General features: G+C 71.7%; 11 protein-coding genes. 10 read left to right on the top strand and 1 reads right to left on the bottom strand.

Annotated features, from left to right (window positions below):
* Positions 1–43: 43 nt before the first annotated feature.
* From FB563_RS17655 to FB563_RS17670, 4 genes are all read left to right on the top strand, one after another.
* Positions 44–1,588 (top strand): flavin-containing monooxygenase, encoded by a 1,545-nt coding sequence (locus FB563_RS17655; RefSeq protein WP_055707055.1) that lies wholly within the window; start codon positions 44–46, stop codon positions 1,586–1,588.
* Positions 1,585–2,559: an alpha/beta fold hydrolase gene (locus FB563_RS17660; RefSeq protein ID WP_142218776.1), complete on the top strand. Its 975-nt coding sequence runs from the start codon at positions 1,585–1,587 to the stop codon at positions 2,557–2,559. Before FB563_RS17655 ends, FB563_RS17660 begins: the two co-directional genes overlap by 4 nt.
* Complete coding sequence (locus FB563_RS17665; protein WP_055710486.1) at positions 2,556–3,440, top strand: SDR family oxidoreductase; 885 nt, start codon at positions 2,556–2,558, stop codon at positions 3,438–3,440. Before FB563_RS17660 ends, FB563_RS17665 begins: the two co-directional genes overlap by 4 nt.
* Before the next feature lie 94 nt (positions 3,441–3,534).
* Positions 3,535–3,762 carry a hypothetical protein gene (locus FB563_RS17670; protein WP_055710487.1) on the top strand — a complete coding sequence of 76 codons (228 nt, stop codon included), beginning with the start codon at positions 3,535–3,537 and terminating at the stop codon, positions 3,760–3,762.
* Between the two features lie 159 nt (positions 3,763–3,921).
* Here FB563_RS17670 and FB563_RS17675 read toward each other — a convergent pair whose 3' ends face one another.
* Positions 3,922–7,320, bottom strand: coding sequence for a S41 family peptidase (locus FB563_RS17675; protein ID WP_142218777.1), 3,399 nt, complete (start codon positions 7,318–7,320; stop codon positions 3,922–3,924).
* A 146-nt stretch (positions 7,321–7,466) separates the two neighbouring features.
* On the opposite strand from FB563_RS17675, the gene FB563_RS17680 reads away from it, so the two are divergent.
* The 6 genes from FB563_RS17680 (at position 7,467) to FB563_RS17705 (ending at position 13,185) form a co-directional block, all read left to right on the top strand.
* On the top strand, positions 7,467–8,072 hold the full coding sequence (locus FB563_RS17680) for a TetR/AcrR family transcriptional regulator (RefSeq protein ID WP_055704275.1): 606 nt from the start codon (positions 7,467–7,469) through the stop codon (positions 8,070–8,072).
* 120 nt (positions 8,073–8,192) lie between these two features.
* The gene (locus tag FB563_RS17685) at positions 8,193–10,418 is read left to right on the top strand and encodes an MMPL family transporter (protein WP_055704276.1); all 2,226 of its coding nucleotides are present in this window, start codon (positions 8,193–8,195) and stop codon (positions 10,416–10,418) included.
* Between the two features lie 130 nt (positions 10,419–10,548).
* Positions 10,549–11,064: a YbaK/EbsC family protein gene (locus FB563_RS17690; protein WP_055704277.1), complete on the top strand. Its 516-nt coding sequence runs from the start codon at positions 10,549–10,551 to the stop codon at positions 11,062–11,064.
* On the top strand, positions 11,061–11,906 hold the full coding sequence (locus tag FB563_RS17695; RefSeq protein ID WP_055704278.1) for a DMT family transporter: 846 nt from the start codon (positions 11,061–11,063) through the stop codon (positions 11,904–11,906). The genes FB563_RS17690 and FB563_RS17695 overlap by 4 nt, the downstream gene beginning before the upstream one ends.
* Before the next feature lie 57 nt (positions 11,907–11,963).
* On the top strand, positions 11,964–12,854 hold the full coding sequence (locus FB563_RS17700) for an NAD(P)-dependent oxidoreductase (protein ID WP_055704279.1): 891 nt from the start codon (positions 11,964–11,966) through the stop codon (positions 12,852–12,854).
* Positions 12,855–12,909: 55 nt separating this feature from the next.
* Positions 12,910–13,185, top strand: coding sequence for a DUF1876 domain-containing protein (locus FB563_RS17705; RefSeq protein WP_055704292.1), 276 nt, complete (start codon positions 12,910–12,912; stop codon positions 13,183–13,185).
* The last annotated feature ends 33 nt before the right edge of the window (positions 13,186–13,218 follow it).

A 13,218-nucleotide genomic window follows, 5' to 3' on the forward strand; every position in this document is an offset into this window, starting at 1 on the left:
GCAGAGTTCCTGGGTTCCTAGGTGACGCGTGGAGGCTTCGTCGATGGCCGAGCACGAGCATGTACGGGTGGCGGTGATCGGGTCCGGGTTCGGCGGGCTGGGGGCCGCCGTGCGGCTGCGCCGCGAAGGGATCACCGACTTCGTCGTCCTGGAGCGGGCGGACAGCGTCGGCGGGACCTGGCGGGACAACAGTTACCCCGGGTGCGCCTGTGACGTGCCCTCCCACCTCTACTCCTTCTCCTTCGCGCCCAACCCCGACTGGCCGCGCACCTTCTCCGGGCAGCAGCACATCCGCGCCTACCTGGAGCACGTCACCGACGTCTTCGGGCTGCGCCCGCACATCCGCTTCGACTCCGAGGTCAAGCTGATGCGGTGGGACACCGAGAAGCTGTGGTGGGAGATCGAGACCGTACGGGGCACGCTCACCGCCGACGTCGTCGTCTCCGCCACCGGGCCGCTGTCCGACCCGAAGGTCCCCGAGATCCCGGGCCTCGCGTCCTTCCCGGGCAAGGTCTTCCACTCCGCCCGCTGGGACCACGACTACGACCTGCGCGGCAAGCGCGTCGCGATGGTCGGCACCGGTGCCTCCGCCATTCAGATCGTGCCCGCGATCCAGCCGCAGGTCGGCCGGCTCACCCTCTTCCAGCGGACCCCGCCCTGGGTGATGCCCCGCATCGACCGCGCCATCAGCGGCGCCGAGCGCCGACTGCACCGGGCCCTGCCCTTCACCACCCAGCTCAGGCGCGGCCTGCTGTGGGGCATCCGGGAGCTGCAGGTCCAGGCGTTCACCAAGCATCCCGACGAACTCGGCCTGGTCGAGCGGCTCGCCAAGCGCAACATGGCCCGCGCCGTCAAGGACCCGGCCCTGCGCGCCAAGCTCACTCCCGACTACCGCATCGGCTGCAAGCGGATCCTGCTGTCCAGCGAGTACTACCCGGCGCTGGCCAGGCCGAACGTGGACGTCGTCGCCAGTGGGCTCAGCGAGATCCGCGGGTCGACCGTCGTCGCCGCCGACGGCACCGAGGCCGAGGTCGACGCGATCGTCTTCGGTACGGGCTTCCACGTCACGGACATGCCGATCGCCGAGCGGGTGGTCGGCGCGGAGGGCGTCACCCTCGCCGAGTCCTGGAAGAACGGCATGCAGGCGCTGCGCGGCGCCGCGGCCGCCGGGTTCCCCAACTGGATGACGATCATCGGGCCCAACACCGGTCTCGGGAACTCCTCGATGATCCTCATGATCGAGTCCCAGCTGAACTACATGGCCGACTATCTGCGGCAATTGGACGTCCTCGGCGGCCGCACGGCCCTCGATGCCCGGCCCGCGGCCGTCGAGGACTGGAACCGGAAGGTCCAGGAGCGCATGAAGCGCACCGTGTGGAACACCGGCGGCTGCACCAGCTGGTACCTCGACGCGAGCGGCCGCAACACCACCATCTGGCCCGGTACGACGGCGGAGTTCCGGCGCGCGACCCGGCGGGTCGACCTGGGGGAGTACGAGGTCATCCGCAAGCCCGGCAGCAAGCCTGCCGGTGCGGCCGTACAGCAGAAGACGGTGGCCGCCGCCGCGCGGAGCGAGGGTGCCGCATGAGCCGGCCCGCCCCCGCGGCTTCCGTGACCTCCGGACCGTACGCCCCGCCCACCCCCTCCCGGGAGCTCACCGTCGTTTCCGCCGACGGCGCGCGGCTGCACGTCGAGGTGCACGGTCCCGAGAAGGCGCCCCCCGTCGTCCTCGCCCACGGCTGGACCTGCTCGACCGCGTTCTGGGCGGCGCAGATACGGGAGCTGGCGACCGACCACCGTGTGATCGCGTACGACCAGCGGGGGCATGGGCGCAGCCCCGCGAGCCCCGCGTGCACCACCCACGCGCTGGCGGACGACCTCGAAGCGGTGCTCGCGCAGACGCTCGCACCCGGGGAGAAGGCGCTGATCGTCGGCCACTCCATGGGCGGGATGACCGTCATGGCCGCGGCGACGCGCCCCCGCTTCCGTGATCACGCCGCCGCTGTCCTGCTGTGCAGCACGGGCAGTTCGCGGCTGGTCGCTCAGGCGCGCGTGGTGCCGCTCGGCGCCGGGCGCGTGCGCACCTGGCTCACCGGGCGCATTCTCGGCTCGCGCGCCCCGCTCGGCCCTGTCACGCCGGTCGCGAAGAGCATCCTCAAGTACGCCACCATGGGTGCCGGTTCCGCCCCGCACATGGTGGAGGCGTGCGCGCGGATCGTGCACGCCTGTCCGCGCTCGGTGCGCCATGCCTGGGCGCGGGCGCTCGAGGCACTCGATCTCGACCACGGCGTACGGGAGTTGCATGCGCCCACCGCGATCGTGCACGGCGTGTCCGACCGGCTCACGCCCCCCGTGCACGCCCGTGCGCTGGTCGCCGCGCTGCCGCACTGCGTCGGCCTCACCGAGCTGCCCGGCATCGGCCACATGACCCCGATCGAGGCCCCCGACCTGGTGACCGGCAGGATCCGGGAACTCGTCACCACGTATGTCACCGTCACGGGCACCGATCCCGAGGACGCGCACGGTTCCACCCCGGAGCAGATCAAGGAGGGCGCATGAGCAGGGTCAGCCTCGAAGGCCAGGTGGCGGTCGTCACCGGAGCGGCGCGCGGCGTCGGTGAGCAGCTGGCGCGCAAGCTCTCCGCGCGCGGCGCGAAGGTGGCGCTGGTCGGTCTGGAGGAGGAGGCGCTCAAGGAGGTCTCCGAGCGGCTGCACAGCGACAGCGCCTACTGGTACGCCGACGTCACCGACCACGAGACGATGAGCCGGGTCGCGCAGGAGGTGAAGGCGCGGTTCGGGAAGGTCGACATCGTGGTCGCCAACGCCGGTGTGGCGACCGGCGGTCCGTTCATGGACTCCGATCCGCAGGCCTGGCGGCGGGTGATCGAGGTGAACCTGATCGGTTCGGCGGTGACCGCGCGGGCCTTCCTGCCGGTCCTGGTGGAGAGCCGGGGCTATCTGCTGCAGATCGCCTCGCTCGCCGCGATCACCCCGGCGCCGATGATGACGGCGTACTGCGCGTCCAAGTCGGGTGTGGAGGCGTACGCGCACAGTCTGCGCGCCGAGGTCGGCTACCAGGGCGTGCGCGTCGGTGTCGCCTACCTGTCCTGGACCGACACCGACATGGTGCGCGGGGCCGACCAGGACGACGTCATGCGGGAGCTCAGGCAGCGACTGGTGTGGCCGTCCAACAAGACGTATCCGCTGGGACCGACGGTGGACCGGCTGGTCGCCGGGATCGAGCGGCGCTCGGCACATGTGTACGGGCAGTGGTGGCTGCGCGGCATGCAGGGCGTGCGCGGCTATCTGCCGGCGCTCATCGGGCGGGTCGGGCAGCGCGAGATGAAACGGTTCGCGCCCCGTCTCCAGGGAATGCGCTCCGGGCTCGTCGGCGCAGGTGGGGCGGCTGATGACGCAGCCCGCGCTACGCACCGTAAGTGATCCACATGCGTTCCGTGGTCGGCCGTGTGAATCTGGGTGAGGCCCCTCCGAGGGGCCGTTTCCCCCACCTCACCCACCACGGGAGTGAACCCACATGGGTATGAAGGACAAGGCCAACGAGTGGCAGGAACAGGGCAAGCAGAAGATCGGTGACGCCCGTGAGCGGGCCGGTCAGCAGCAGTCCCAGCGCGGCCAGCAGCCGCAGCGCGGTCAGCAGCCCCAGCGTGGCCAGCAGCCGCAGCGCGGTCGCGAGAACCTGCGCGACATCGAGGACACGGAGGCGGAGATGGAAGACCGCTTCGACCGGGACTACGACGCGTAGTCGCTGCGCTCGGCTTTGGCCGTCTTGGCGTGGGGCGCCCTTCTTCTTGGAGGGCGCCCTGCGTCTGTTCTGGGGCGGTGGAGGTGCGTTTGTCCGGTGCGGGTGCGTGGTGGGTCGCTCGCGCAGTTCCCCGCACCCCTTCACGCGCGTCCCTCGCGATCAACTGGGTCGCTGCGGCAGTTTCGGGCGGGAGCGGTCGGGGAGGCCGGTGTAGCCGGGGGGGATGGCCGCCGGGTTGGACTCCAGGAGTTCCAGGGCCAGTTGGACCGCGTCGGCGAGTTGGGCGTGGCGGCCCTCGGCCCAGTCCAGGGGGGTGCGCAGGATCTCCAGGTCGGGGGTGACGCCGTGGTTCTCCACGGACCAGCCGTAGGCGTCGAACCAGGCCGCGTTCATCGGGACGGTGATGACCGTGCCGTCGCCCAGCCGGTGGCGGCCGGTCATGCCGACCACGCCGCCCCAGGTGCGGGTGCCGATCACCGGGCCGAGTTTCAGCAGCTTGAAGGCGGCCGTGATCATGTCGCCGTCCGAGGAGGTCGCCTCGTCGGCGAGGGCGACCACCGGGCCCCTCGGGGCGTTCGAGGTGTACGACACCGGTTGCGCGTCCCGGGTCAGATCCCAGCCCAGGATGGTCCGGGTCAGCTTCTCGATGACGAGTTCGCTGATGTGCCCGCCCGCGTTGCCGCGCACGTCCACGATCAGGGCGGGCCGGGACACCTCCATGCGCAGGTCGCGGTTGAACTGGGCCCAGCCGGAGCCGCCCATGTCGGGGATGTGCAGATAGCCGCACTTGCCGCCGCTCAACTCCCGGACGACCGTACGGCGTTTGGCGACCCAGTCCTGGTAGCGCAGCGGCCGTTCGTCGATGAGCGGGACGACGGCGACCCGGCGGGCGTGCCCCTCGCCGTCCGCCTGGGCGAACGTCAGCTCCACGGTCGTACCGCCGGAGCCTGCGAGGAGCGGATACGGTCCGGTCACCGGATCGACCGGGCGGCCGTCGACGTGGGTGAGGACCGCGCCCTCGCGGATGCCCGTGCCGGCCAGCGGTGAACGGGCCTTGGAGTCGGAGGAGTCGCCGGACAGGATGCGTTTGACGATCCAACCCTCCTCGCGGTGCACGAAGTTGGCGCCGAGGAGACCCTGCCAGCGCTGGTAGTGGGGTGGGCCCTCGTTGCGGCGGGCGGCGGTGACGTAGGCGTGCGAGGTGCCGAGTTCGCCGAGGACCTCGCGCAGGAGGTCCGCGAACTCGTCCGGGGAGGCGACCCGTTCGACGAGGGGACGGTACTGGTCGAGCACCGCGTCCCAGTCGATGCCGCACATGCCGGGGTCCCAGAAGTAGGCGCGGATGAGCCGGCCGGCCTCGTCGAAGGCCTGGCGCCACTCGGCGGGCGGGTCGACCACGTGCAGGATGCGGCGCAGGTCGATCCAGACGGTCGTGTCGCTGTCGCCCAGCTCCGTGGCGGGCACCGCGCGCAGGTCGCCCTCGTCCACGACCACCAGCCGCGTCCCGTCGCCGCTGACCGCGAACCAGTCCAGGTGGTCGACCAGTTCGGACTTCTTCGCCTTGGCGAGGTTGAAGTACTCCAGGGTCGGACGGCCGCTGATGTCGGCCGGGTTGGCGAAGGTCTCGCCGAGCGCGCCGGAGATCGGCCAGCGCAGCCAGACCAGCCCGCCGCCGGCGACCGGGGCCAGCGCGGAGTACTTGGAGGCGATCACCGGGAACGGTGTGACCCGCATCGCCAGGCCCTCCACCTCCACGGTGACCGTGCCGGCCTCGCCCGTCTCCTCCTCCTCGACCGGGTCGAGCCCGCCGGCCGCCGGACGGCCCTCGGGGTTCAGCGCGAAGGGGGAGGGGGTCGCCGAGTTCAGCGGCACGAGGTAGGGGCGGCAGCCGAGCGGGAAGGACAGGTCGCCGGTGTGGACGTCGTACACCGGGTCGAAGCCGCGCCAGGAGAGGAAGGCGAGATAGCGGCCGTCGCGGGTGAAGACGGGGTTCTCGTCCTCGAAGCGGCCGTTGGTCACGTCCACGATCAGCCGGTCCTTGATGCGGGCCAGCTTGATCTGGCGCAGGGAGCGGCCGATGCCCGGGTGGGACCAGGTGAGCCAGGCACCGTCCGGTGAGAAGGCGAGGTCGCGCACGGGTCCGTTGACGGACCGGATCAGCTCGGTGACCCGCTCACCGGCATCGGCGACGCCGGCTTCACCGGATCCACCGGAACCGTCTCCTGCGTCCGCCGCTTCCTCCGCGACCTGATCGTCCGCACTCTCCGACCCGGCCCCCGACTCACCCTCCGACTCCCTCGCCCCTTCCCCCTGCCCCTCCCCTTCCTCCGCCACGTCGATCAGCAGCAGCCGCCCGTCGTGCGAGGCGACCGCCAGCCGTTCGCCCAGGGGATCGCAGGCCAGCTCCAGGACGCGGCCCAGCCGGCCGGAGGCGAGCCGGCGCGGAGCGCGGTCGCCGCTCGCGCGGGGCAGCTGGGCGATCTCCACGGCGTCCTCGCCCTCGGCGTCCGTCAGGTACGCCACCTGGCCGGTCGTGCCGAGCATCTCCGGCAGCCGTACCCGCACCCCGGGCGGGTCGGTGATCGTACGGGCGGGGCCGTCGCGGTGGGTGAGCCAGTACAGGCTGCCGCGTACGACGACGGCGCTGGCCCGGCCGGTCTCGTCCACGGAGATTCCGTCGACGTTCTGCGCGGCCGGGACCGGGTAGCGGCGGCGCCCGGTGGCGGGCCCGGCGAGGCGGATGTCCAGCCTGCGCGGTACGCCCCGCGGCGAGAAGTCGTCCACCAGCCACAGGTCGCCCGCGCACTGGTAGACCACGCGGGTGCCGTCGCTTGCGGCGTGCCGGGCGTAGAAGGCGTCGTGGTCGGTGTGGCGGCGCAGGTCGGTGCCGTCGTAGGCGCAGGAGTAGAGGTTGCCGACGCCCTCGTGGTCGGAGAGGAAGGCGATCCGGCCGGCGACGAACATGGGGGAGGCCAGATGGCCGCCGATGTCGGGCACGAGCTGCCGCCCGTGCAGCCACAGGCGGCCCATGGCGCCGCCGCGGTAGCGCTTCCAGGAGGCCGGTTCGTGCGGCGGGGTGCCGGTGAGCAGCAGCGTCCTGTGCTCGCCCTCGACGTCGGCGACCTGGATGTCGGCGACCGGGCCCCAGGGCAGTTTGCGGCCGGGGTGGCCGTCGGTGGACACCTTGTAGGCCCAGGTGAAGTGGGAGAAGGGCTCGCCGTGGGAGGCGACGGCCAGGATGTCGGCGTTGCCCTCCCCGTCGGGGGGCGTCCAGCCGCAGACCTGTGTGTCGGTGCTGCCCCAGTACGTCAGCTGCCGGGTGGGACCGCCGTCGACGCTCACCAGGTGGATCTCGGGCTCCAGGCTGCGCCAGCTCGTGTAGGCGATGTCGCGGCCGTCGGGCGAGAACCGCGGGTGCCCGTCCTTGGTGCGGTCCGCCGTGAGCCGCCAGGCACGGCCCGGGGCGTCGAGCGGGGCCAGCCAGAGGTCGTCCTCGGCCACGAAGCACAGCAGGTCGCCGCTGAGGTGGGGGAAGCGCAGATAGCTCACCCTCCCCATGCTTTTCCGGGTACAGGGCCCCAGCAACTTATGCGGCCTTCACCTTGGTGAGCCAGGACACGTACGAAACTGTTTCGTTTCGATCCGCCTCAGGGTATCTTCATGGATGTACGAGGACGGAGATACGGAGCGGGAAGGTGAGTGGCATGACCGAGGCCGTCACGGCGGCACGTCGCAGCCGGATCACACCCGAGCGTGAGGCCGAGCTGTACGAGGCCGTGCTCGACCTGCTCCGGGAGGTCGGCTACGACGCCCTCACCATGGACGCCGTCGCCGCCCGCACCCGGTCCAGCAAGGCCACGCTCTACCGCCAGTGGGGCGGCAAGGCCGAGCTGGTGGCGAAGGCGGTGCGGCACAACAAGCCGGGCGGCTCGGCCGACGACGTCGACACCGGGTCGCTCCGGGGTGATCTGCACGCCCTCACCCTGCGCTCGGACGACTGCGAGATGGAGCAGAACTCCGCGCTGATGCGGGGTCTGGCGATGGCCGTGCACGGCAATCCCGACCTTCTGCGGGCGTTCAAGGACCATCTCATCGAGCCGGAGATGGCGGAGTTCCGCCGCGTGCTGGAGCGGGCGATCGACCGGGGTGAGATCCGTGCGGACAACCCCGCGCTCGACTACGTGATGCACATGATGATCGGCGGGTTCGCCGCCCGCTCGCTCATCGACGAGCAGCCGCCGACCCAGGCCTTCCTGCTGTCCTACATCGACGCCGTGGTCCTCCCCGCCCTCGGCGCCTCCACCAGCTGAACCCTCTCCACCAGCTGAACCCTCTCCCCGAGCAAGCCCACCACCTGACGTAACCGCTCACGTCGTCGGGCTGATCACCCCTGCCCTGAAAACCCCACGACTGACCGGGAGTACGCCCTCGTGGCCACGTTCCTCTACAAACTCGGCCGGCTCGCCTTCCGGCGACGGCACTTCGTCGCCCTGCTGTGGGTCGCGCTGCTCACCCTGGCCGGGGTGGGCGCCGCCTCCGCGCCGCCCGCCGGCAGCACGTCCTTCTCCATCCCCGGTACCGAGGCCCAGAAGGCCTTCGACCTGCTGGAACAGCGCTTCCCAGGGATGAGCGCCGACGGCGCCACCGCGCGCGTGGTCTTCAAGGCGCCCGGCGGCGAGAAGATGACGGACGCCGGCAACAAGGCGGCCGTCGAGAAGACCGTCAAGGAGCTGAAGAGCGGCTCCGAGGTCGTCTCCGTCGCCGACCCCTACGCCGGGCACGCCGTCAGCCGGAACGGCACGATCGCCTACGCCTCGGTGAAGTACAAGGTCTCCGGCATGGAGCTGAAGGGCTCCTCGAAGGACGCCCTGAAGGAGGCCGCCCAGCACGCGCGCGACGCCGGGCTGACCGTCGAGGTCGGCGGTGACGCGCTCACCACGGCCCCGGAGACCGGCTCCAGCGAGGTCATCGGCATCGGGATCGCCGCCGTCGTCCTCGTCATCACCTTCGGTTCGCTGCTCGCGGCCGGATTCCCGCTGCTCACCGCCCTCATCGGCGTCGGCATCGGCGTCTCCACCATCACCGCGCTCGCCAGCGCCCTGGACCTCGGCTCCACGACCTCCACCCTGGCGATGATGATCGGCCTGGCCGTCGGCATCGACTACGCCCTCTTCATCGTCTCCCGCTACCGCGCCGAACTGGCCGAGGGCCGCGAGCGCGAGGAGGCGGCCGGACGGGCCGTCGGCACGGCGGGCTCGGCGGTGGTCTTCGCCGGCCTCACCGTCGTCATCGCCCTGGTCGGCCTCTCGGTCGTCAACATCCCGATGCTCACCAAGATGGGCATCGCCGCGGCGGGCACGGTCGCCGTCGCCGTCCTGATCGCGCTGACGATGATCCCGGCGTTGCTCGGCTACGCGGGCCGCAGGATCAAGCCGGCCGGCCAGAAGAGCAAGCTGCTGGGCGGCGGCCGTACGCCGAAGAAGCCCGGCCGCCCCAACATGGGCACCCGCTGGGCGAGCTTCGTCGTACGGCGCCCGGTCGCCGTCCTGTTGCTCGGGGTGCTCGGCCTCGGCGCGGCGGCGGTCCCGGCCGCGTCCCTGGAACTGGGGCTGCCCGACGACGGTTCCCAGCCCACCTCCACCACTCAGCGCCGCGCCTACGACCTGCTCTCCGAGGGCTTCGGGCCCGGCTTCAACGGCCCCCTGATGGTCGTGGTCGACGCCAAGGACAGCGCCCACCCCAAGAAGGCGTTCACCGAGGTCGGCGACGAGATCAAGGGCCTGAAGGACGTCGTCACGGTCACCCCGGCCGTGCCCAACAAGGCCGGCGACACCGCGACGATCACCGTCGTACCCAGGTCCAAGCCGTCCTCGAAGACGACCGAGGACCTGGTGCACGCCATCCGCGACAAGGGCGCGGGCATCACCGAGAAGACCGACTCCAAGGTGCTGGTCACCGGCTCCACGGCGATGAACATCGACGTCTCGCAGAAGCTGAACGACGCGCTGCTGCCCTACCTGGCGCTGGTGGTGGGCCTCGCGTTCCTGCTGCTGATCGTGGTCTTCCGCTCGGTCCTCGTCCCGCTGAAGGCGGCCCTCGGCTTCCTGCTCAGCGTGCTCGCGGCCCTCGGCGCGGTCGTGGCGGTCTTCCAGTGGGGCTGGCTGTCCGGCCTGATGAACGTCGAGCAGACCGGCCCGGTCATGTCGATGATGCCGATCTTCATGGTGGGTGTCGTCTTCGGCCTCGCGATGGACTACGAGGTGTTCCTCGTGACCCGGATGCGGGAGGCGTTCGTCCACGGCGAGAAGCCGAGCCAGGCCGTGGTGACCGGCTTCAAGCACGGGGCGCGGGTCGTGACCGCCGCGGCCGTCATCATGATCGCCGTCTTCTCCGGCTTCATCGGCTCCAGCGAGGCGATGGTCAAGATGATCGGCTTCGGCCTCGCGGTCGCCGTCCTCTTCGACGCGTTCATCGTCCGCATGGCCATCGTCCCGGCGGTGCTCGCCCTGCTCGGCAGGCGGGCCTGGTGGCTGCCGAAGTGGCTCGACCGCGCGCTGCCCAACGTCGACGTCGAGGGCGAGGGCCTGCGCACGCAGTCCCCGGCGGGCGGCAAGGACGCCGACCCCGACGAGGAGAGGGAGCTGGTACGGGCCTGACGTACCGCTCCTGACGACGGACCGGCCGGTGAGGGTGCCCGTGGGGACGGGGCTGCACCCTCACCGGCCTTCTGCCGTGCCCGGGAAAACGCCGTGAGCGGTGTTCGGACGATGGCGTAGCGTGCCTGCCATGACGACGACAGCCGCCACTGACGCCGACACATCCGGAGCCCACCCCCGTTTCGCCGAAGCCCTTCGCGCGCTCGGCCTCGACGACGTGCTCGCACGGACCAGGAGGTTCCCGGAGGCCACCCGGACCGCGGCCGAGGCCGCCGCTGCCATCGGGTGCGAGCTCAGCCAGATCTGCAAGTCGCTGATCTTCGCCGCCGACGGGGTACCGGTGCTGGTCCTCATGGACGGGGCCTCCCGCGTGGACGTGCAGCGGGTACGGGAGGAACTGGGCGCCCGCGAGGTCACCCGGGCCGGCGCGGGTGTCGTGCGCGAGACCACCGGGTACGCCATCGGCGGCGTGCCGCCCTTCGGGCACCGCACACGCACGCGGGTCCTCGCCGACCGTTCGCTGCTCGCCCACGACGTGGTCTGGGCGGCCGCCGGGACGCCGCACACCGTCTTCCCGATCGAACCGAAGGCACTGGTGGCCCACGCGGGTGCCGACCTGGCGGACGTGCGCGAGCGGACCGCGTGACCCCGCTCGTCGCGACCGCCGTCCTGCTCGCCGCGGTGACCCACGCCAGCTGGAACGCCATCGCGCACCGGATCACCGACAAGCTGGTCGGCTTCAGCCTGATATCGGGGGGCGGGGTGCTGATCGGGCTCGCGATCGCGCCGTTCGCGGCCTTCCCGGCGGGGCCCGCCTGGCCGTACCTGCTGACCTCGGCGGTCGTCCACATCGCCTACTACGCCCTGCTGATGACCTCCTTCCGGCTCGGCGACTTCGGGCAGGCGTACCCCATCGCGCGCGGCAGCGCCCCGCTCGTGGTCACCGTGCTGGCCGCCGTGTTCGCGCACGAGGTGCCCGGCGGCTGGGCGCTGGCCGGGATCGCCGTGTCCTGCGTGGGACTCATCGGCGTCAGCCTGTGGGGCCTGCGCGGCAGCCGCCCGAACTGGGCGGCGATCGGCGCGGCCCTCGCGACCGGCCTGACGATCGCCGCGTACACGGTGATCGACGGCCTGGGCGTACGCGCCGCGCACGCACCCCTCGGGTACATCGCCTGGCTCATGGCCATCCAGGGAGTCGTGATCCCGGGCTACATGTACGCACGCGCGCGTGCCGACACCGTCCGGCTGCTCCGGCCCCACGCCGCCGTCGGTCTCCTCGGCGCCGCCCTGTCCGTCACCGCCTACGCCCTGGTCCTGTGGGCCCAGACCCGCGCCGAACTCGCGCCGATCGCCGCCCTGCGCGAGTCCTCGATCATCGTCGGGGCCGCGATCGGCGCGGTCTTGTTCAAGGAGCGCTTCGGCGCCCCCAGAATCGCGGCGGCCGGGCTGCTGGTGGTGGGCATCGGGTTGATGTTGCACGCCGGGTAGCCGGGTAGTCCGTCAGTGAGAAGCACCGGGCAGCAATCGGACGACAGGGAGCCGTCAATGACCGACAAGCCGACCGTCAGCGTTCTGGGCACCGGCATCATGGGGGCCGCGATGGCCCGGAACCTGTGCCGTGCCGGGCTGGAGGTCCGCGCGTGGAACCGTACGCGCGACAAGGCCGAGCCACTCGCCGCCGACGGCGCGCGGATCGCCGGCACACCCGCGGAGGCCGTCGAGGGCGCCGACGTCGTCCTGACGATGCTGTACGACGGCAACACCGTCCTGGACGTCATGCGCGAGGCCGCGCCGGCGCTGCGGCCCGGCACGGTGTGGGCGCAGTGCACCACCGCCGGCATCGAGCTGGTCACCGACCTGGCCGCCTTCGCCGACGAGCACGGGCTCGTCTTCTACGACGCACCCGTCCTCGGTACGAAGCAGCCCGCCGAGGCCGGTCAGCTGACCGTGCTGGCCGCCGGGCCGGAGGAGGGCCGGGAGACGGTCGCGCCCGTCTTCGACGCGGTCGGCGCGAAGACCATGTGGACCGGGTCCGACGGCGGCGCGGGCAGCGCGAGCCGGCTGAAGCTGGTCGCCAACAGCTGGGTGCTCGCGGCCACCGCGGCGGCCGGTGAGGTCCTCGCGCTCTCCCGCGCCCTCGGCGTGGATCCGCAGGGGTTCTTCGACCTCATCGAGGGCGGCCCGCTCGACATGGGTTACCTGCGGGCGAAGTCCGCGCTGGTGCTCGACGGCAGGCTGACCCCGCCGTCGTTCGCGGTGGCCACCGCGGAGAAGGACGCCCGGCTCATCGTGCAGGCGGGTGAGCGGGGCGGCGTACGGCTCGACGTCGCCGCGGCGGCCGCCGAGCGGTTCGCCCGCGCCGCCGCGCAGGGGCACGCCGACGAGGACATGGCCGCCGCCTACTTCGCCAGCTTCGAGGACCAGGCGTCGACATGACGGGCCGGGGTGCCGGGGCGCACCCTGGAAGCAAGGGTTTTCGGAGGTGATCGTCATGATGCACACCGCTGTGGGATGGCACGTCGAGCTCGAGTTCAAGGAGGACGATCAGCACACGAAGGCGGCCGCCCTGGTGCGCTTGCCCGATGGAACCGAGGTACGGGCGCACGGCCATGCGACCAGGCACCGCGTCGACTCCAACCAGCCCAGGGTCGGCGAGGAGATAGCGGGCGCCCGTGCCCTCAACGAACTGGCCATGCAGTTGCTGACCAAGGCGCACGACGAGATCGACGCGGCGTCCGGACGGACCTCGCACACGATCAACGTGTGACGGCGCGCAACGGCGCGAGCGCCCGGGCGAGCG

Origin of the sequence: Streptomyces puniciscabiei, assembly GCF_006715785.1 — a bacterium.
In the GTDB taxonomy this organism is placed as follows: Bacteria; Actinomycetota; Actinomycetes; order Streptomycetales; family Streptomycetaceae; genus Streptomyces; species Streptomyces puniciscabiei.

Bases quoted from the DNA above. Each gene is read 5' to 3' on its own strand.
- FB563_RS17655 (WP_055707055.1), top strand. From the start codon at position 44: ATGGCCGAGCACGAGCATGTACGGGTGGCGGTGATCGGGTCCGGGTTC.
- FB563_RS17660 (WP_142218776.1), top strand. From the start codon at position 1,585: ATGAGCCGGCCCGCCCCCGCGGCTTCCGTGACCTCCGGACCGTACGCC.
- FB563_RS17665 (WP_055710486.1), top strand. From the start codon at position 2,556: ATGAGCAGGGTCAGCCTCGAAGGCCAGGTGGCGGTCGTCACCGGAGCG.
- FB563_RS17670 (WP_055710487.1), top strand. From the start codon at position 3,535: ATGGGTATGAAGGACAAGGCCAACGAGTGGCAGGAACAGGGCAAGCAG.
- FB563_RS17675 (WP_142218777.1), bottom strand. From the start codon at position 7,320: ATGGGGAGGGTGAGCTATCTGCGCTTCCCCCACCTCAGCGGCGACCTG.
- FB563_RS17680 (WP_055704275.1), top strand. From the start codon at position 7,467: ATGACCGAGGCCGTCACGGCGGCACGTCGCAGCCGGATCACACCCGAG.
- FB563_RS17690 (WP_055704277.1), top strand. From the start codon at position 10,549: ATGACGACGACAGCCGCCACTGACGCCGACACATCCGGAGCCCACCCC.
- FB563_RS17700 (WP_055704279.1), top strand. From the start codon at position 11,964: ATGACCGACAAGCCGACCGTCAGCGTTCTGGGCACCGGCATCATGGGG.
- FB563_RS17705 (WP_055704292.1), top strand. From the start codon at position 12,910: ATGATGCACACCGCTGTGGGATGGCACGTCGAGCTCGAGTTCAAGGAG.